We start from the raw sequence: 17,719 nt of genomic DNA on the forward strand, positions 1-17,719 counted from the left end.
TATTTAAAAGGTATTGTTAAGTGGTATTGTCAGCGCGTACCTTACATTACCTGTCATGAAGGAATTAAAAGATGAAAACAACAGCAAAGCTGTCGTTCATGATGTTTGTTGAATGGTTTATCTGGGGCGCGTGGTTTGTGCCATTGTGGCTGTGGCTAAGTAAAAGCGGTTTCAGTGCCGGAGAAATTGGCTGGTCCTATGCATGTACCGCCATTGCGGCGATCCTGTCGCCTATTCTGGTTGGCTCCATCACTGACCGCTTTTTCTCGGCGCAGAAAGTGCTGGCGGTATTGATGTTCGCCGGTGCGGTGCTGATGTATTTCGCCGCGCAACAGACCACCTTTGCCGGGTTCTTCCCGTTACTGCTGGCCTACTCGCTAACTTATATGCCGACCATTGCGCTGACTAACAGCATCGCGTTTGCTAACGTGCCGGATGTGGAGCGTGATTTTCCGCGCATTCGCGTACTGGGGACTATCGGCTGGATTGCCTCTGGCCTGGTCTGCGGATTCTTGCCTCAGATGCTGGGATATGACGATATCTCACCGACCAATATTCCGCTGTTAATTACCGCAGGAAGCTCCGCATTGCTCGGTGCGTTTGCCTTATTCCTGCCAGACACGCCGCCAAAAAGCACCGGCAAAATGGACATTAAAGTCATGCTCGGCCTGGATGCGCTGATCCTGCTGCGCGATAAAAATTTCCTCGTCTTTTTCTTCTGTTCATTCCTGTTTGCGATGCCACTGGCGTTCTATTACATCTTTGCCAACGGTTATCTGACTGAAGTCGGCATGAAAAACGCCACTGGCTGGATGACGCTCGGCCAGTTCTCTGAAATCTTCTTTATGCTGGCATTGCCGTTTTTCACCAAACGCTTTGGTATCAAAAAGGTATTATTGCTTGGTCTGGTCACCGCCGCGATCCGCTATGGCTTCTTTATTTATGGCAGCGCGGATGAATATTTTACCTACGCGTTACTGTTCCTCGGCATTTTGCTGCACGGCGTAAGCTACGATTTTTACTACGTTACCGCCTACATCTATGTCGATAAAAAAGCGCCCGTGCATATGCGTACCGCCGCGCAGGGGCTGATTACGCTCTGCTGCCAGGGCTTCGGCAGTTTGCTCGGTTATCGTCTTGGCGGCGTGATGATGGAGAAGATGTTTGCTTATCAGGAACCGGTAAACGGGCTGACCTTCAACTGGGCCGGGATGTGGACTTTTGGCGCGGTGATGATTGCCATTATCGCCGTGCTGTTCATGATTTTTTTCCGCGAATCCGACAGCGAAATTACGGCTATCAAGGTCGATGATCGCGATATTGCGTTGACACAAGGGGAAGTTAAATGAAAACAGAACGTATTCTCGGTGCTCTTTATGGGCAGGCGTTAGGGGATGCGATGGGGATGCCCTCCGAGCTTTGGCCACGCAGCCGCGTTAAAGCACACTTTGGCTGGATTGACCGTTTTCTGCCTGGACCAAAGGAGAATAACGCGGCCTGTTATTTTAACCGCGCCGAATTCACCGACGATACCTCGATGGCGCTGTGTCTGGCGGATGCGCTGTTGGAACGTGAAGGCGAGATCGACCCGGATCTGATTGGGCGTAATATTCTCAACTGGGCGCTGCGTTTCGACGCCTTTAACAAAAACGTGCTTGGCCCAACCTCGAAGATTGCGCTTAACGCCATTCGCGACGGTAAACCCGTTGCTGAACTGGAAAACAACGGCGTGACTAACGGTGCGGCGATGCGCGTCTCACCATTGGGGTGTTTACTTCCGGCGCGTGATGTTGATTCCTTTATTGATGATGTGGCGCTGGCGTCCAGCCCGACTCATAAATCCGATCTGGCGATTGCGGGGGCGGTGGTTATTGCATGGGCGATTTCTCGTGCCATTGACGGCGAAAGCTGGTCAGCGATTGTTGATTCTCTACCCTCGATTGCGCGACATGCTCAACAAAAACGCATCACTACCTTCAGCGCCTCACTGGCGGCACGTCTGGAGATTGCGCTGAAAATTGTGCGCAATGCCGACGGCACCGAATCCGCCAGCGAACAGCTTTACCAGGTCGTTGGCGCAGGCACCAGCACCATTGAGTCCGTGCCATGCGCCATTGCGCTGGTTGAACTGGCACAAACCGACCCGAACCGTTGCGCCGTCCTGTGCGCTAACCTTGGCGGCGACACAGACACCATCGGTGCTATGGCGACGGCAATTTGCGGCGCGTTGCATGGCGTTAACGCTATCGATCCTGCATTAAAGGCGGAACTGGATGCGGTAAATCAGCTTGATTTCAACCGCTATGCCACAGCGCTGGCGAAATATCGTCAACAACGGGAGGCGGTATGAGCGGCGCTCGATTACACACGCTGCTGCCTGAATTAACCACGCGTCAGCCGGTTATGGTGATTGGCGCGGCGGTCATTGATGTGATCGCCGACGCTTACGCCCTGCCCTGGCGTGGGTGCGATATCGAACTGAAACAGCAGAGCGTTAACGTTGGCGGCTGCGCACTGAATATTGCCGTGGCGTTAAAGCGCCTCGGCATCGAAGCGGGTAATGCCCTGCCGCTCGGTCAGGGGGTGTGGGCGGAGATTATTCGCAACCGGATGGCGAAAGAGGGGTTAATCAGCCTGATCGATAACGCCGAAGGCGATAACGGATGGTGTCTGGCGCTGGTTGAGCCGGATGGCGAACGCACGTTTATGTCGTTCAGTGGTGTGGAAAATCAGTGGAATCGCCAATGGCTGGCGCGATTAACCGTTGCGCCTGGCAGCCTGCTCTATTTTTCCGGTTATCAACTGGCCTCGCCCTGCGGCGAATTGTTAGTGGAATGGCTGGAAGGGCTGAAAAACGTGACGCCGTTTATCGATTTTGGCCCACGTATTGGCGATATCCCGGATGCATTACTTGCGCGGATCATGGCCTGTCGACCTTTAGTGTCACTCAATCGTCAAGAGGCTGAGATTGCCGCCGAACGTTTTGCTTTATCCGCAGAGATAACAACGCTTGGCAAGCAATGGCAGGAGAAATTTGTCGCGCCGTTGATCGTCCGTCTCGATAAAGAAGGTGCCTGGTATTTCAGCAACAACGCTTCTGGCTGCGTTCCGGCATATCCAACGCAAGTTGTAGACACCATTGGCGCAGGTGATAGCCATGCAGGTGGCGTACTTGCCGGGCTGGCCTCTGGTCTGCCACTGGCGGATGCCGTATTACTGGGCAATGCAGTGGCGTCGTGGGTTGTCGGGCATCGCGGCGGTGATTGTGCGCCAACGCGCGAGGAACTACTCCCCGCACACAAAAACGTATAGATCGCTGCGACAGTGGCTGATGCTGTACTCAATAGGCCGTTGCTGTTGGTCAAGTGCCACTTGCTTGATCACCAGCACCGGTATTTTGCTATCTAACTGAATATGTGACTGAAACTCAGCATCCGGCATTCGGGCGCTAACGCGGGAACGCGTACGTTGTGGAAAAATATGCTGACTGCGGAAGTAGTCATAAAGAGAAATCCCGATGGCATCAACATCATGAATTAAATGCGCCGGAACCCACGACTCTTCAATCGATACCGCTTCTTCATCGACATAACGAATACGCTTCAATAAAAAGACATCACTGCCCGCTTCGACCGCCAGTTGCTGCGCCACCTCTTCAGGGCATTTAACCACTCGCTTGTTAACCCATAGCGTATCGGGCTTTTTACCGCGCAACACCACCTGCTGAGAAAAACCTCGCGCTTCTTTCAACGAGTATTCAAAGATGTTGTTGATCTGCGTGCCGTAGCCACGCGAACGCGTCACCACGCCCTCTTCTTCCAGCGCCTGCATCGCCTTGCGCACCGTAATACGTGAAACGCCGGTTAACTGACTTAAATCACGCTCGCCGGGTAAAATATTGCCATGTTCCAGCACCCCGCTGCGCACGGCATTTTTTACCGTTTCGGCAAACTTAATATAAAGCGGCGTGTTGTCCGCCGCTAAAATACGCTCATTCAGTTGAGCGATAAGCTGGGTATGCGCTTGTTCCATTTGTCTTTTTCCTGCCGGGGAGTCTGGTAGGAGTATATCACTGCTGGTTATTTAAGGCGTTTCTTTAATGCCATCAACGAAAGCCTGCAACTCCTCCGCCTTGCCATTAAACACATTAAAATCCACCGGACCATTAATGCCATCTACCTGTCCACGGTCGGAATGCTGCCAGAAGCGCCAGGCCATGCCGTCATTGTCCGGGCGACGTTGGTAGTAGTGCGCTACCCACCACGGATACTCATTGAAATACCCCGCCAGGTTCGTGTGATAAAACACGGCTCCTGAGTAAATAATCGGCTTTTTTCCCGTACTTTTTTCGACCATTTTTAGCCACTGACTTACCCGCTTGCGTAATTCTTTTGCCGATAATTTTCCTCGCTCTTCTACGTCCAGCACGGCAGGGAAATCGCCGTGGGCAAAATCCACCGTTTGCAGAAATAATCTTGCCTGAACTGAAGCGGATACCGACGGAGAAAAATAGTGATACGCCCCACGCAGCAGGCCATTTTCACGGCTTCTTTGCCAGTTGCGCGAAAAATACGGGTCAACCAGCTTTTCGCCTTCCGTAGCCTTAATAAAAGCAAACTGTAAGCGGATACCGTTGTCGCGCATTTTTGCGACACGCTGCCAGTCGATCCGCTCCTGCCAGCGTGAAACATCAATACCATGAATGGTGTAATTGGCAGGAATGCGAATAGCAAAAGATTTGACCGGGCGATAACCATAAAAGTGGATGTAGTCTTTAATCTGAATTGCTGTCGAATAGAAAAAATTCACCGTCTGACGGGGATGAATCGCAACGATGGAAATTAGCCCCAGAGCGCATATCAAAGCGGTGAATTTTTTTCGACTGGCGATTCTTAGCTGCATTGGTTTCATCCCTGAATTTCAGCGCGAAAAAGCTGAAAAATGCCAAAGCAGCTATACTACGGTGCTCACCACCAGGCGTGAAAGTGGTGAACCGGACCAGTCCCGTGGCCAACTTCCAGCGAGTCTGCCTGCGCTAACGCCGCAGAAAGCCAGCTTTTTGCCTCCTGTACGGTGTCAGCCCAGTTTGTATGGCGCGGGCTTAGTGCAGCCAGCGCCGCAGAGAGCGTACAACCGGTGCCGTGGGTGTTTTTGGTCATAATGCGCGGTGCGGTAAATCGTTGTTCTCCCTCACGAGTAAACAGCCAGTCCGGGCTTTGCTCGTCATCCAGATGACCGCCTTTCATCAGCACTGCACCGCAGCCCATCGCCAATAATTCACGTCCCTGTTCCAGCATTTCCTGTTCGTTACGCGCGTGTGGCGCATCGAGCAAGGCGGCAGCTTCGGGCAAGTTTGGCGTTATTAATGAAACCAGTGGCAATAATCGACCGCGCAGCGTGGCAACCGCCGAAGGTGAAAGCAGCGGATCGCCACTTTTTGCCAGCATAACGGTGTCGAGTACCACGTTTTGGATCTGATAACGTTGCAGCCGTTCTGCCACCGCTTCAACAATATCGGTTTCCGCCAACATACCAATTTTAGTGGTGTCGATTCGCACATCGCTGAACACCGAATCGAGCTGGGCGGCGACAAAATCAGGCTCAATGCGATACACCGACTGTACGCCACGGGTATTTTGCGCCACCAGTGCAGTAATAACTGAGCAACCATAAGCGCCAAGTGCCGAGAAGGTTTTAAGATCGGCCTGAATCCCCGCACCACCACTCGGATCAGTACCGGCAATCGTCAGAGCGTTAATTCGTTTCATGCCTGCACCTCCTGCGTCAGCTGCCAGAGCGCGTCAAGGAAATGTGGAACAAAACTACCCGGCCCCTCGCTTCTGGCGACTGCGCGTTCTCCCGCTTGTTTCATCCAGTGACAGGTAGATGCGACATTTTCCAGCGTATCACCCGGTAATGCACAACTGGCGGCGACGACTGCCGATAATGCACAGCCAGTTCCTACCACTTTGGTCATTAACGGATCGCCGCCGTGAATGCCAACAGTGCGACGACCATCGGTAACATAATCTACCTCGCCAGTGACCACGACGACTGCGCCAGTTTCCCGTGCCAGAGTTTGTGCGGCGGGCAACGCGTTAGCTGCGGCGTCAGTGGTATCCACTCCCCGTCCGCCATTAGCAATGCCAGCTAATGCCATGATTTCCGAAGCATTACCGCGTATCGCTGCCGGTTTAAAAGATAAAAGTTCATGACAAAAACAGCGGCGATAATCGAGCGCACCAACCGCAACCGGATCAAGCGTCCAGGGCGTTTGTGATCGTGTTGCCTGCCCAACGGCGGCACGCATCGCCTGCGCACGTGGCTGCGTCAGTGTGCCAACGTTAATCAACAAGGCACTAGCGATGGCCGCAAACTGACTGGCCTCTTCGGCTTCAATAACCATCGCTGGCGATGCACCGAGCGCCAGTAAGGTATTAGCAGTAAAGGTTTGCACCACATCATTGGTCATGCAGTGCACAAGGGGAGAGTGTTGGTGAAAGAGGTGTAACGCGTGCGCAGATTGCGCGGAACTCAGCAGGTCGACTTGCATAGTTTGCTCCTGCCATAACGTGAAGAAGCAATGACCTGATGGTCTGTGACTTCCCTACGCTGGCATTATCCAGATCAGGTGATACGGGTATTTCTCAGCCTTCACAAAGAAGGGCACCCCGAGTCGTTTGGTTGCGATGATAAATCGCAGAGGAGGATGGTAATGTCCAGCGCACGTGTTGTAAACGAGGAAAAACCGCAGTTTTACAATCGCGTTAATAAATTATTTGATATAAGAATCCAGCACCTTCAGAACGACATCCAGATCTTCTTCACGTTTTAGCTCATCCCCCTGGTGAACGATGTGTTCCGTCAGATGACCTTTAATCACTTCCCGCATCAGACCGTTTACCGCGCCACGGATAGCAGCAATCTGTTGTAAAACTGCAGCGCATTCATGCGGTTCGTCGAGCATTTTCTTGAGCGCCACGACCTGGCCCTGAATCTTACTGGCACGCGCTTTCAGTTTCTGTTTATCACGGATTGTATGAGACATGGCAACACCTGGTTAACAAGAACATGAAAAATCATAGCACTATTAATCTACTGGGGGGTAGTATCAGGTACTGGGGGGGAGTAGAATCAGATTGCCGAATTAATACTAAGAATTATTATCATGACCGAATTTACCACTCTTCTTCAGCAAGGAAACGCCTGGTTCTTCATCCCTAGCGCCATCTTACTTGGTGCGCTTCATGGTCTGGAGCCAGGACACTCAAAAACGATGATGGCGGCGTTTATCATCGCCATCAAAGGCACCATTAAACAGGCGGTGATGCTTGGACTGGCGGCAACCATTTCGCATACGGCAGTAGTCTGGTTGATTGCTTTTGGTGGGATGGTGATCAGCAAACGCTTTACTGCTCAGTCAGCGGAGCCGTGGCTTCAGTTGATTTCCGCGGTGATCATTATTGGCACCGCTTTCTGGATGTTCTGGCGTACCTGGCGCGGCGAACGCAACTGGCTTGAGGATATGCACGGGCATGATCATGAGCATCATCACGACCACGAACATCATCATCACGAACATGGTCAGAGTGACGAGTATCAGGATGCTCATGCGCTGGCCCATGCCAGTGACATTAAACGACGCTTTGATGGTAGAGAGGTCACCAACTGGCAAATTTTGCTGTTTGGCTTAACCGGCGGGCTTATCCCCTGCCCTGCGGCAATAACAGTGTTGTTGATTTGTATTCAGTTGAAAGCCCTCACATTGGGTGCAACGCTGGTCGTCAGTTTCAGCATCGGCCTGGCATTAACGCTGGTCACCGTAGGCGTTGGGGCGGCAATCAGTGTTCAACAAGTTGCAAAACGCTGGAGCGGATTTAACACTCTCGCTAAACGCGCCCCCTATTTTTCCAGTCTGTTAATTGGTTTAGTCGGGTTGTATATGGGAGTGCATGGTTTTATGGGTATTATGAGATAAAACAAACACCTGGGCTTCGTTATCCCTTTAGCCCAGGATGATTCTTAAATCAGCTTATTCCGCTCACTTCTCGCTCAATGAGGATGCTTTTGCTGCATCCTTTCATTTACACTTTTTACGAAATCATGGGATCACTAACAAAATATCTCTTGTCGGTTATATTGTATGGCAGGAAAGATATGCGACTGATTTTACTGATCCCCAAAGTGGAGAGTATATGACCATAAAAAATAAGATGTTGCTGGGTGCGCTTTTGCTGATAACCAGCGCAGCATGGGCCGCGCCAGCCACCGCGGGTTCGACCAATGCCTCGGGAATTTCGAAGTATGAGTTAAGCAGTTTCATTGCTGACTTCAAGCATTTCAAACCAGGTGACACCGTACCAGAAATGTACCGTACCGATGAGTACAACATTAAGCAGTGGCAGTTGCGTAACCTGCCCGCACCTGACGCCGGAACCCACTGGACCTATATGGGCGGTGCATATGTGCTGATCAATGATACCGACGGAAAAATCATTAAAGCCTACGACGGTGAGATTTTTTATCATCGCTAAAAAAAGCCCCCTCGGAGAGAGGGGGAAATGCAGACACCTTATTATTTTTTATTATTAGCCACTTGCTCGTCTTGCTTGTTATTAGTCGTATTTCACGTTGATTAATGCGGTTGCCTGCAGTGCGCCAGATTTAACTCTATTTTCATCATATACATAGTAACTGGCCAGGACAGGTATATTAATAATATTACTATTTAAAGAAGCCCCGGGTTTATCTGTTTTCCATAATGATGTCGCCGCGCCCTGATCGCCGCTAGCAGAAATTTTGATGGCTGCTTCAGTCCCTTTTGGTGGTTCTTTTAGATCCAACACAAATCCTACACCATTATCTATGTTGCCACGCAAAATTGTATTACTTCCTGTAACCAAATCACTGCTAGAAAGATATACGACCATATTCCGCGATGCTTGTTTTGTGTCGCCGAAAAGATTATCACATTTCAACGTAATTATTCCTTCCTTACTGTTCGCCGTAATCTTTCTCTGACTTCTGAGCTGGGACAAGGCAATATCATCTACTTTTATTATCGTGTTTTCAGGCTTACAGGTCGTATTTTTAGGATAATAGGAAATACTTAACCCAAGCGTAAATGTATCCCCCGCCAGTTTACTGGTGAGATAACTTACACACCAGTTAATCTTCAATGTCTTACAAATTCCCAACCAAAAGTCGATGGATGTAGATGACTCACCGCCAATATTTGCAATCACAGTATCTGAAAGAAACCAGGTAGGTTTTCTTTCTCCAGTAAAATCAGGTGTACCTTTGGATATTTTAACCACATAGGGTAATACTGCCTGCGCATTGCTGGATTTCCCAATCGTGTCACTGGGTTTACCTAAAGACTCTATTTTAACCTTTAACTTTTCGCCATTACCAAAAGGCCCAACTTCAACCCAATCACTTTGGATATTTTTATAGACTATTTTATCCGTGCTCGTATCACAAGATATCCCAGTAAACACGACACTTTTACTAAAGGAAACCTCATTCGCTAAAATCTCCCCCACATTAATACTATCAGTAATATTTAATGATGCAGTGGTATGACATCCAGCCCAGGTAAAATTAGCCCATAAAATAAAAATCAGTAACATTCCATTTCTGAAAATCATATTCCACCTCTCACCGACAGATATAATTTCTACTTTCATCAATCTCTTTACCGAAGGTGATTGTGCATGAAAGCCCTTGTTGCTTATCAATTGCCACATTAACCGATGGCGGTACGTCATTAGTGCGAATAAATATCTGACTTCCCTGGCCGACAACACCAATATTGTGACCGTGGATATCATTGACTTCATAACCAAACGTTAATGGTTGCCCATCCGCTCTTGACGCTTTTATAAACCAGGGCTTGCGCTGATCGGTATCAAAATTAACCAATACAACCGCGCCGCGATAAGGTGCGGCAATTTTCCGGTTACCGCGCAATTCTGCTTCGCTATCGCTTTGCGACACATCCAGCATCAGGTGATTTTCCCGATAAGGTGTCATTCCGTCGTATACCACCACTCCATTACGGTTTGTTGTGCGATATTTTTGCCCATTGACATAAGCATCTTTAATTCCTGGCGCCTTCATCACAGCAAACGTTTCGGAAAGACGGTTCGCCAGATTAACGCCACCCGACCAGGCGACAATGCCCCCTGAAACACTGGCTCCAGCCTGTCGATAAGTACTCGACTGACTATAGCTGCCATTCACTGTTGCCACCGGCGCGTTCCAGGTTAAATTCGCTCCAGCTGTCGTTTCATTTCCCTGGTGTTGATGGCTCAAGTTGATCCCATAGTTAAACTGATCGCGATTACCAACGGTTCCCGATAATCCGGTATTATTTGAGGAAAAACCCTGATCATCAAAGGTCGTTGAGTTAGACATATATATTTGTCGCCGCGACGTCGTAACGTCATCACCCCAGTCAAAGGGAATCGATATAAAAATATTAAAACGTTTCTCTTCGGCGTGGTTCTCGTCATACGCCTGGCTTGCCGCGAGGGTATAGCTTATCCGCCGCCAGTTATTGGAATAACTCAGTTGATAATCTTTACTACTGCCACTGCGCCCCCAGTAATCACGCCATAAAGTACTTAATGACACAGATCCCCAGCCTTCTGGCAATGACTGACTCATATTGGTGGAAAAACTATTTTTGCGACCAAAATCATTCTGGTAATAATCGGCAATGTCATAGACATCGTTTTTATCACGACGATAATTATCTTTATTATTTGCCCACACATAATCGTTAAACGTCCGGTAATCACGCGACGAATAACGCCAGGCCGCCAGACCAAAACGCGTCGACGTTTGGCTCACAAATTTGTTGTAGGCAATTTGATAACTTTGCCCGTCAAACACATCACCATTGTCTTGTTTACTGTGCGATTTAGTTGCATCGACTGAAATTGCGCCAATGCGCGTGTTCCAACCTGTTCCGAGGGTAAACGCATAGTAATTATTAGCAACCATCGTGCCGCCATACAGCGTCAATAAATTATTAAAACCATACTGATAACCTGCCTGGACAAAATCACTTTGCTTGCTCGCACCTTCAATATGACTACGGCCCGCCGCAAAATCATATTTTGATACGCTAGGTTGCAGCATATTAGGTACTGCCGCATAAGGCACCAGATACGTAGTCACAGAACCATCGGCTTCCTTAACACTCACATCAAGATCCGCACCTCCGCCCGCTAACTGCAAATCACTAATCGAAAACGGGCCAGGTGGAACCTCTTTCTGATAAACGACAAAACCGTTCTGTTCAATAGTTACCAACGCGTTACTCTGGGCAATCCCCTGTACCCGAGGGGTAAAATTTTGCCTCGAGTTTGGCAACATCTGCATATCACGAAATAACCGAACCCCGCTGAAGCGAACGGAATCAAATATATCGGCTGACGTGTACATATCACCAATACGCAGCGTACCGAGAATTTGAGAAAATCCACGTTCCAGATACAGTGTGTTGCTCTTCCACTCCCCTGGATTATTATCCGTTTTGCTAAAACTGGCATCAGAATGCAACTGCCATCCCAGCAAATTTAGCCCACTGTTAAAACGCACATAGGTACTCTTACTATTACCCGAGGCTTTATAGTCACTGTAATACTGACTTACGTAATAACACGTATAAAACGCATTAATTCCCCGTTCCCAGTTTTCTGGCGGAACGTAACCATTTTCCAGTTCTTCGACCCAGGCTTGCGGGACAGCAAGATCCAAACGAAAAATTCCAATATCCCAGGCGTAGCTTCCACCCTGTACAAGTTGCTCAAATGTTAAACATTGTTTGTCGCGTGCGAAATTATCGCTATTTATACCTAACCGCTTTACAATTTCACGCGTCAGGCAAGTTTCATCTGGATTATCTTTTACGATAATCTCATATTTTCCACGCCATTGCTTATTGACATAAATATCAATGTCATACTGGCCGGGTAAAGGCTGATTATCATCAAGACGCAAATTTGTTACTTGCTCACCTTTCATTCCTCCCATCATAAAATGGGTGTCAAAGGTTTCTTCTGTTGCATGTGCTTCAATGCCGAGCAATAACGCGACTATTGCTGATGCAAGCGGGGTCATTCTCAACATAGGAAGCTCCTGCAATTAAATTTTGTCACTAATATAGTTGCCGTGATCATCGATAATGGTCAGTTGCCAGCCATCCGTATTATTATTTTTTACACTGACATTCTGACTTTCTAGTGGTGCAATCATGATAGTTTCATAATTCACTTTGACATTATTAGCTTTAACGTCAGAAATCGTTACCCAATTTGGCGAGTCATTTTTTATGACTACGTTATTACCGCTACGACTCACCCGCAATTTTTTAAAGGTCGTTTTATTTACTGGGGCAACACCTGCAGGTCGGTAAAACAACTTGATTCTGTTTTGCATGGCAAATTTTAACGCATTCTTTCCTTCATCTTCTGGGCTATTCGGTGGAATATCCAGAACGTTTAGATAGAAAATACTCTCCTTATTAACAGGTAATTTATTAGGCATGATTTTAATTTTTATTTGTTGCCCAGAATTGGCCGCTACTTTCACTACTGGTGGCGTTAACATGAAAGGAACCTGAATCTTTTCTGGCGGCAGAGACGTGTCACCATCATCAATCCACGTCTGCACCAGCGAAGAGCGGTTTCCCTGATTCATCAGTTGTACCATGACTTCTTTCTGCTCTGCCGGGTAAATGATACGTGTCCCGAAAATAACCATTCCGGCATGCGCAGGAAATATCATAGAAGAGATGAGTAAAGATAATAATCCTTTCATCTTAATGCCTCTTATATTTATTCTGACCGCCATGAACATGGCGGCCATTTTAATTTGCTGAAAAAATAAGATGATTATTTTAAATGTTTAATCCTGGGCAACACGCATAACCAATGAAGAGTTAACAGTACCAGATGCAACACTACTGTCAGTCAACTTCAGATATTTTGCCTTAAACGGTATGGCATATTGTCCATCAGCAGTTTTATAACTTTCAATATTAAACGGTGCGGAAATATCCAGTACGTCACTACTATCACCCAAATAGAGATAGTATCCAACGGTGTCATTACTACTGGATATCGCCTTATCATTACCAAGAATTTTCTCGTTGGTGATCAATGAAAGTTTTACGCCATCAATAGTCTTCGGACAAGAAATTTTCAGCATACTGCTGGTTACACCAACCGCGTTATCATAAGTTGAATATTTCGCTTTACCATCAAATACAGTGGTTGGTACAGTCGGCATATTAATACTGACTGAATCACCACCAGCGACAAATGTACATGGAGATTCAGCAATATTACCTTTAATGGTTAAAGTTCCGGTATCTACTTCAGCAGCGAAAATACCAGCACTCATAAATACAGAAGATAAGACAGCGGCAGCAATAATTGAATTTTTCATGATGCATTCCTTAATAGGTTTATTTTGTTTTGTTAAGAGTCTGTATCTCTTGGAAACAAATTTCTCACACCCAAAAGGTTGCCGCAATGTAAACATATTGTTTTGTTGATTTAAAACAAATTAACTAATGCAATATAATTACAACAAATAATTCGCTATAACAAACATTTTTGAAACTGATTAATTACCGCAAATTACCGTAAATAACATTTATTAAATAAATAAAAAAGCCAAAATCATTCACGAGAATGATTTTGGCTTTCTAAATATGCTTAAAACGGTGTTGCCAAATTAATCGTAACGATTTAACACGATTTTGCGTTTGTCATTATTACCCACAGCAACCACTTCTGTCGTAACGCCTTTTGCAGTAGAAGATGCACGATAGTTGGCTTCAACTCGTTGTACCAACCGCCCACAACGTTGCTGAAGATGATTATTAACAACATCCATACTGCATGTAGGGGAACTAATCCTGCCATTGATGGTTAATGTTGCAGTATCAGAAGAGAACGCGGGTGATGCTAGTCCATAAGCAAGAAAAAAAACTCCTGACAACCAATACTTATTCATTGAACGTTATCCCTGTAGTAAAGGTTATGCCGGGTAGATTGAGTGCATAACAAACTATAGCTGTACATCCGCTACACAGCCACGAGGGATGATAAAGAGACAGTGTTTGCACAATCAATCGCCTTTGTACAGTTTCGGACTAAGATCCACTGAATATTCGCAGCATTAAAAAAGGGGTTATTAAGGCTGCAAAAAAATTCACCGCATCAATTTAACATTGATGCAGTGAATGAAGAATAACCAGAAAGGTTAATACGCGTTATACGGCGCGAAAGGCAATCTCGCCAGGGATGACTTCGCCCTGCCAGTAGAGCTGGGCTGCAACACGGTCTGCCAGCTGGCGGTAGATAGCGGTAAATTCGCTCTCCGGACGGCTGATAACCGTTGGCGTGCCTTTATCGAGATCTTCACGCAGGGAGATGTGTAAAGGCATCTGCCCCAGCAGTTGCGTGTGGTATTTCTCTGCCAGTTTCTCTGCGCCGCCAGTGCCGAAAATCGGCTCGTGGTGACCACAGTTACTGCAAATATGCACACTCATGTTCTCGACAATACCGAGCACCGGAACTTCGACCTTTTCAAACATCACGATGCCTTTTTTGGCATCAATCAACGCGATATCCTGCGGCGTTGTTACCACTACTGCACCCGTCACCGGAATGTTCTGCGCCAGCGTCAGCTGAATGTCACCAGTTCCTGGCGGCATGTCGAGCACCAGATAGTCGAGGTCTGGCCACAAGGTTTCCTGCAACATTTGCATTAACGCCTTGCTCGCCATTGGGCCGCGCCACACCATCGCGTTATCGTCAGTGACCAGATAACCAATTGAATTGGTTGCCAGGCCATGAGACATAATCGGTGCCATGTGAGTACCATCCGGCGAGGTTGGACGCTGATTTTCCGCCCCCAGCATGGTTGGGATTGATGGGCCGTAGATATCGGCATCCAGAATACCCACTTTCGCCCCTTCTGCCGCCAGTGCCAGCGCCAGGTTTACCGCCGTGGAGGATTTACCCACGCCGCCCTTACCGGAACTGACTGCAATAATGTTCTTCACGCCATTAATACCCGGCTGATTCTTCACGCGTTTCAGAGTGGCGATGTTATGCGACAATTTCCAGTCGATAGCTTTCGCCCCAGTGATACGCAGCAATTCGGCGCTACATTGCTCTTTTAACTCTTCAAACGCACTATGCCAGACAAACGGCATAACCAGTTCCACATGCAACGTGTCGTCCATCCAGGCAACATGGTGCAACGCTTTTAGCGTAGTGAGGTTATGCTTGAGGGTTGGGTGCTGAAAATTGGCCAGTGTCCCGGCGACCATTGCGCGCAGGGCTTCTGGTGATTTGGCCTGGGATTGTTCGTTCATCCCGACTCCTTATTTATAAAGATAACTTATCGCTATTAGTTTACCTGAAGTTAACAGCTAAGTACTTACCTAATAATGCATCATAAGATGCTTGCACAGGACTTACGTAACCATGCCCCATTTGGTACTATCTAAGCCCTTTTCACTACAAAGAAGTAATGCCTACTATGACTCAAGTCGCGAAGAAAATTCTGGTAACGTGCGCACTGCCGTACGCCAACGGCTCAATCCACCTCGGCCATATGCTGGAGCACATCCAGGCTGATGTCTGGGTCCGTTACCAGCGAATGCGCGGCCACGAGGTCAACTTCATCTGTGCCGACGATGCCCACGGTACGCCAATCATGCTGAAAGCCCAGCAACTTGGTATCACACCGGAGCAGATGATTGGCGAAATGAGTCAGGAGCATCAGACTGATTTCGCAGGCTTTAACATCAGCTACGACAATTACCACTCTACGCACAGCGAAGAGAACCGTCAGCTGTCGGAGCTTATATACAGCCGCCTGAAAGAGAACGGTTTTATTAAAAACCGCACCATCTCTCAACTGTACGATCCGGAAAAAGGCATGTTCCTGCCGGACCGTTTTGTAAAAGGCACCTGCCCGAAATGTAAATCACCGGATCAATACGGCGATAACTGCGAAGTCTGCGGCGCAACATATAGCCCGACTGAATTGATCGAACCGAAATCGGTGGTTTCTGGCGCTACGCCGGTAATGCGTGATTCTGAACACTTCTTCTTTGATCTGCCCTCTTTCAGCGAAATGTTGCAGGCGTGGACTCGCAGCGGCGCGTTGCAGGAGCAGGTGGCAAACAAAATGCAGGAATGGTTTGAATCCGGCCTGCAACAATGGGATATCTCTCGCGATGCGCCTTACTTCGGTTTTGAAATTCCGAACGCACCGGGCAAATACTTCTACGTCTGGCTGGACGCGCCGATTGGCTACATGGGTTCCTTCAAGAATCTGTGCGACAAGCGCGGCGACAGCGTAAGCTTCGATGAATACTGGAAGAAAGATTCCACCGCCGAGCTGTACCACTTCATCGGTAAAGATATTGTTTACTTCCACAGCCTGTTCTGGCCTGCCATGCTGGAAGGTAGCAACTTCCGCAAGCCGACCAACCTGTTTGTTCACGGCTATGTGACAGTGAACGGCGCGAAAATGTCCAAGTCTCGCGGCACCTTTATTAAAGCCAGCACCTGGCTGAATCATTTTGACGCCGACAGCCTGCGTTACTACTACACGGCAAAACTCTCTTCGCGCATTGATGATATCGATCTCAACCTGGAAGATTTCGTTCAGCGTGTGAATGCCGATATCGTGAACAAAGTGGTTAACCTGGCCTCCCGTAATGCGGGCTTTATCAACAAGCGTTTTGACGGTGTGCTGGCAAGCGAGCTGGCTGACCCTGAGCTGTACAAAACCTTTACCGATGCCGCTGAAGTGATTGGCGAAGCGTGGGAAAGCCGCGAATTTGGTAAAGCAGTGCGCGAAATCATGGCGCTGGCTGACCTGGCTAACCGCTATGTCGATGAACAGGCTCCGTGGGTAGTCGCAAAACAGGAAGGTCGCGATGCTGACCTGCAGGCGATTTGCTCAATGGGCATCAACTTGTTCCGCGTGCTGATGACTTACCTGAAGCCGGTACTGCCGAAACTGACCGAGCGTGCAGAAGCATTCCTGAATACGGAACTGACCTGGGATGGTATCCAGCAACCGCTGCTGGGCCATAAAGTGAATCCGTTCAAGGCGCTGTATAACCGCATCGACATGAAACAGGTTGAAGCACTGGTGGAAGCATCCAAAGAGGAAGTAAAAGCCACTGCTGCACCAGTTACTGGCCCGCTGGCAGACGATCCGATTCAGGAAACCATCACCTTTGACGACTTCGCCAAAGTTGACCTGCGCGTGGCGCTGATTGAAAACGCAGAGTTTGTTGAAGGTTCTGACAAACTGCTGCGCCTGACGCTGGATCTCGGCGGCGAAAAACGTAATGTCTTCTCCGGCATTCGTTCTGCTTACCCGGATCCGCAGGCACTGATCGGGCGTCACACCATTATGGTGGCCAACCTGGCACCACGTAAAATGCGCTTTGGTATCTCCGAAGGCATGGTAATGGCTGCTGGTCCTGGCGGGAAAGATATCTTCCTGTTAAGCCCGGATGCTGGTGCTAAACCAGGCCATCAGGTGAAATAATCCCCCTTCAAGGCGCTGCATCGACAGCGCCTTTTCTTTATAAATTCCTAAAGTTGTTTTCTTGCGATTTTGTCTCTCTCTAACCCGCATAAATACTGGTAGCATCTGCATTCAA

Annotated in this window: 17 protein-coding genes and 1 riboswitch; of the genes, 6 read left to right on the plus strand and 11 right to left on the minus strand. The window is 48.3% G+C overall.

Annotation, left to right across the window (positions count from 1 at the left end; all coding sequences use genetic code 11):
- Nucleotides 1-71 precede the first annotated feature (71 nt).
- The 3 genes from FEK50_RS05545 to FEK50_RS05555 are packed head-to-tail and all read left to right on the plus strand — an operon-like array spanning nt 72 to nt 3,312.
- The gene (locus FEK50_RS05545) at nt 72-1,349 is read left to right on the plus strand and encodes a nucleoside permease (protein ID WP_130206976.1); all 1,278 of its coding nucleotides are present in this window, start codon (nt 72-74) and stop codon (nt 1,347-1,349) included.
- Nucleotides 1,346-2,350: an ADP-ribosylglycohydrolase family protein gene (locus FEK50_RS05550; RefSeq protein WP_131161427.1), complete on the plus strand. Its 1,005-nt coding sequence runs from the start codon at nt 1,346-1,348 to the stop codon at nt 2,348-2,350. Before FEK50_RS05545 ends, FEK50_RS05550 begins: the two co-directional genes overlap by 4 nt.
- Nucleotides 2,347-3,312, plus strand: a complete 966-nt coding sequence (locus tag FEK50_RS05555) for a carbohydrate kinase family protein (protein WP_131161428.1) — start codon at nt 2,347-2,349, stop codon at nt 3,310-3,312. Before FEK50_RS05550 ends, FEK50_RS05555 begins: the two co-directional genes overlap by 4 nt.
- Here FEK50_RS05555 and FEK50_RS05560 read toward each other — a convergent pair.
- The 5 genes from FEK50_RS05560 to rcnR form a co-directional block, all read right to left on the minus strand.
- Nucleotides 3,286-4,032, minus strand: coding sequence for a GntR family transcriptional regulator (locus tag FEK50_RS05560; RefSeq protein ID WP_131161429.1), 747 nt, complete (start codon nt 4,030-4,032; stop codon nt 3,286-3,288). The two genes, FEK50_RS05555 and FEK50_RS05560, sit on opposite strands and share 27 nt — an antisense overlap.
- Before the next feature lie 51 nt (nt 4,033-4,083).
- Nucleotides 4,084-4,902 carry a glycoside hydrolase family 25 protein gene (locus FEK50_RS05565; protein WP_130206982.1) on the minus strand — a complete coding sequence of 273 codons (819 nt, stop codon included), beginning with the start codon at nt 4,900-4,902 and terminating at the stop codon, nt 4,084-4,086.
- 65 nt (nt 4,903-4,967) lie between these two features.
- Nucleotides 4,968-5,768, minus strand: coding sequence for a bifunctional hydroxymethylpyrimidine kinase/phosphomethylpyrimidine kinase (thiD, locus tag FEK50_RS05570; RefSeq protein WP_131161430.1), 801 nt, complete (start codon nt 5,766-5,768; stop codon nt 4,968-4,970).
- Nucleotides 5,765-6,553 carry a hydroxyethylthiazole kinase gene (thiM, locus tag FEK50_RS05575; protein ID WP_131161431.1) on the minus strand — a complete coding sequence of 263 codons (789 nt, stop codon included), beginning with the start codon at nt 6,551-6,553 and terminating at the stop codon, nt 5,765-5,767. The genes thiD and thiM overlap by 4 nt, the downstream gene beginning before the upstream one ends.
- 34 nt (nt 6,554-6,587) lie before the next feature.
- Nucleotides 6,588-6,684: riboswitch (TPP riboswitch) on the minus strand.
- A gap of 91 nt (nt 6,685-6,775) precedes the next feature.
- Nucleotides 6,776-7,048, minus strand: a complete 273-nt coding sequence (gene rcnR, locus FEK50_RS05580) for a Ni(II)/Co(II)-binding transcriptional repressor RcnR (RefSeq protein WP_000019944.1) — start codon at nt 7,046-7,048, stop codon at nt 6,776-6,778.
- A gap of 120 nt (nt 7,049-7,168) precedes the next feature.
- Between rcnR and rcnA the strand changes: the two genes are divergently transcribed.
- Complete coding sequence (gene rcnA, locus FEK50_RS05585; protein ID WP_130260035.1) at nt 7,169-7,978, plus strand: nickel/cobalt efflux protein RcnA; 810 nt, start codon at nt 7,169-7,171, stop codon at nt 7,976-7,978.
- 217 nt (nt 7,979-8,195) lie between these two features.
- The gene (gene rcnB, locus FEK50_RS05590) at nt 8,196-8,534 is read left to right on the plus strand and encodes a Ni(II)/Co(II) efflux transporter accessory subunit RcnB (RefSeq protein ID WP_131161432.1); all 339 of its coding nucleotides are present in this window, start codon (nt 8,196-8,198) and stop codon (nt 8,532-8,534) included.
- A gap of 81 nt (nt 8,535-8,615) precedes the next feature.
- Here rcnB and FEK50_RS05595 read toward each other — a convergent pair whose 3' ends face one another.
- The 6 genes from FEK50_RS05595 to apbC all read right to left on the minus strand — a co-directional run bounded on the left by FEK50_RS05595 (nt 8,616) and on the right by apbC (nt 15,403).
- On the minus strand, nt 8,616-9,650 hold the full coding sequence (locus FEK50_RS05595; protein ID WP_131161447.1) for a fimbrial protein: 1,035 nt from the start codon (nt 9,648-9,650) through the stop codon (nt 8,616-8,618).
- A 10-nt stretch (nt 9,651-9,660) separates the two neighbouring features.
- Complete coding sequence (locus FEK50_RS05600; RefSeq protein WP_131161433.1) at nt 9,661-12,141, minus strand: fimbrial biogenesis outer membrane usher protein; 2,481 nt, start codon at nt 12,139-12,141, stop codon at nt 9,661-9,663.
- A gap of 15 nt (nt 12,142-12,156) precedes the next feature.
- Nucleotides 12,157-12,831, minus strand: coding sequence for a fimbria/pilus periplasmic chaperone (locus FEK50_RS05605; RefSeq protein ID WP_130260038.1), 675 nt, complete (start codon nt 12,829-12,831; stop codon nt 12,157-12,159).
- Nucleotides 12,832-12,918: 87 nt separating this feature from the next.
- On the minus strand, nt 12,919-13,461 hold the full coding sequence (locus FEK50_RS05610) for a fimbrial protein (RefSeq protein WP_130206998.1): 543 nt from the start codon (nt 13,459-13,461) through the stop codon (nt 12,919-12,921).
- Nucleotides 13,462-13,752: 291 nt separating this feature from the next.
- On the minus strand, nt 13,753-14,034 hold the full coding sequence (locus FEK50_RS05615; RefSeq protein ID WP_131161434.1) for a DUF2574 family protein: 282 nt from the start codon (nt 14,032-14,034) through the stop codon (nt 13,753-13,755).
- A gap of 259 nt (nt 14,035-14,293) precedes the next feature.
- The gene (apbC, locus tag FEK50_RS05620) at nt 14,294-15,403 is read right to left on the minus strand and encodes an iron-sulfur cluster carrier protein ApbC (RefSeq protein WP_130207002.1); all 1,110 of its coding nucleotides are present in this window, start codon (nt 15,401-15,403) and stop codon (nt 14,294-14,296) included.
- A gap of 167 nt (nt 15,404-15,570) precedes the next feature.
- Here apbC and metG point away from each other — a divergent pair, with 167 nt between their 5' ends.
- Nucleotides 15,571-17,604 carry a methionine--tRNA ligase gene (metG, locus tag FEK50_RS05625; protein WP_004999891.1) on the plus strand — a complete coding sequence of 678 codons (2,034 nt, stop codon included), beginning with the start codon at nt 15,571-15,573 and terminating at the stop codon, nt 17,602-17,604.
- Nucleotides 17,605-17,719: the final 115 nt, after the last annotated feature.

Source organism: Escherichia sp. E2586 (assembly GCF_005781105.1).
Classification (GTDB): domain Bacteria; phylum Pseudomonadota; class Gammaproteobacteria; order Enterobacterales; family Enterobacteriaceae; genus Escherichia.

Bases quoted from the DNA above. Each gene is read 5' to 3' on its own strand.
- thiM (WP_131161431.1), bottom strand. From the start codon at position 6,553: ATGCAAGTCGACCTGCTGAGTTCCGCGCAATCTGCGCACGCGTTACAC.
- FEK50_RS05610 (WP_130206998.1), bottom strand. From the start codon at position 13,461: ATGAAAAATTCAATTATTGCTGCCGCTGTCTTATCTTCTGTATTTATG.
- FEK50_RS05545 (WP_130206976.1), top strand. From the start codon at position 72: ATGAAAACAACAGCAAAGCTGTCGTTCATGATGTTTGTTGAATGGTTT.
- FEK50_RS05595 (WP_131161447.1), bottom strand. From the start codon at position 9,650: ATGATTTTCAGAAATGGAATGTTACTGATTTTTATTTTATGGGCTAAT.
- rcnA (WP_130260035.1), top strand. From the start codon at position 7,169: ATGACCGAATTTACCACTCTTCTTCAGCAAGGAAACGCCTGGTTCTTC.
- FEK50_RS05565 (WP_130206982.1), bottom strand. From the start codon at position 4,902: ATGCAGCTAAGAATCGCCAGTCGAAAAAAATTCACCGCTTTGATATGC.
- thiD (WP_131161430.1), bottom strand. From the start codon at position 5,768: ATGAAACGAATTAACGCTCTGACGATTGCCGGTACTGATCCGAGTGGT.
- rcnB (WP_131161432.1), top strand. From the start codon at position 8,196: ATGACCATAAAAAATAAGATGTTGCTGGGTGCGCTTTTGCTGATAACC.
- FEK50_RS05615 (WP_131161434.1), bottom strand. From the start codon at position 14,034: ATGAATAAGTATTGGTTGTCAGGAGTTTTTTTTCTTGCTTATGGACTA.
- FEK50_RS05605 (WP_130260038.1), bottom strand. From the start codon at position 12,831: ATGAAAGGATTATTATCTTTACTCATCTCTTCTATGATATTTCCTGCG.
- apbC (WP_130207002.1), bottom strand. From the start codon at position 15,403: ATGAACGAACAATCCCAGGCCAAATCACCAGAAGCCCTGCGCGCAATG.
- FEK50_RS05550 (WP_131161427.1), top strand. From the start codon at position 1,346: ATGAAAACAGAACGTATTCTCGGTGCTCTTTATGGGCAGGCGTTAGGG.
- metG (WP_004999891.1), top strand. From the start codon at position 15,571: ATGACTCAAGTCGCGAAGAAAATTCTGGTAACGTGCGCACTGCCGTAC.
- FEK50_RS05600 (WP_131161433.1), bottom strand. From the start codon at position 12,141: ATGTTGAGAATGACCCCGCTTGCATCAGCAATAGTCGCGTTATTGCTC.
- rcnR (WP_000019944.1), bottom strand. From the start codon at position 7,048: ATGTCTCATACAATCCGTGATAAACAGAAACTGAAAGCGCGTGCCAGT.
- FEK50_RS05555 (WP_131161428.1), top strand. From the start codon at position 2,347: ATGAGCGGCGCTCGATTACACACGCTGCTGCCTGAATTAACCACGCGT.
- FEK50_RS05560 (WP_131161429.1), bottom strand. From the start codon at position 4,032: ATGGAACAAGCGCATACCCAGCTTATCGCTCAACTGAATGAGCGTATT.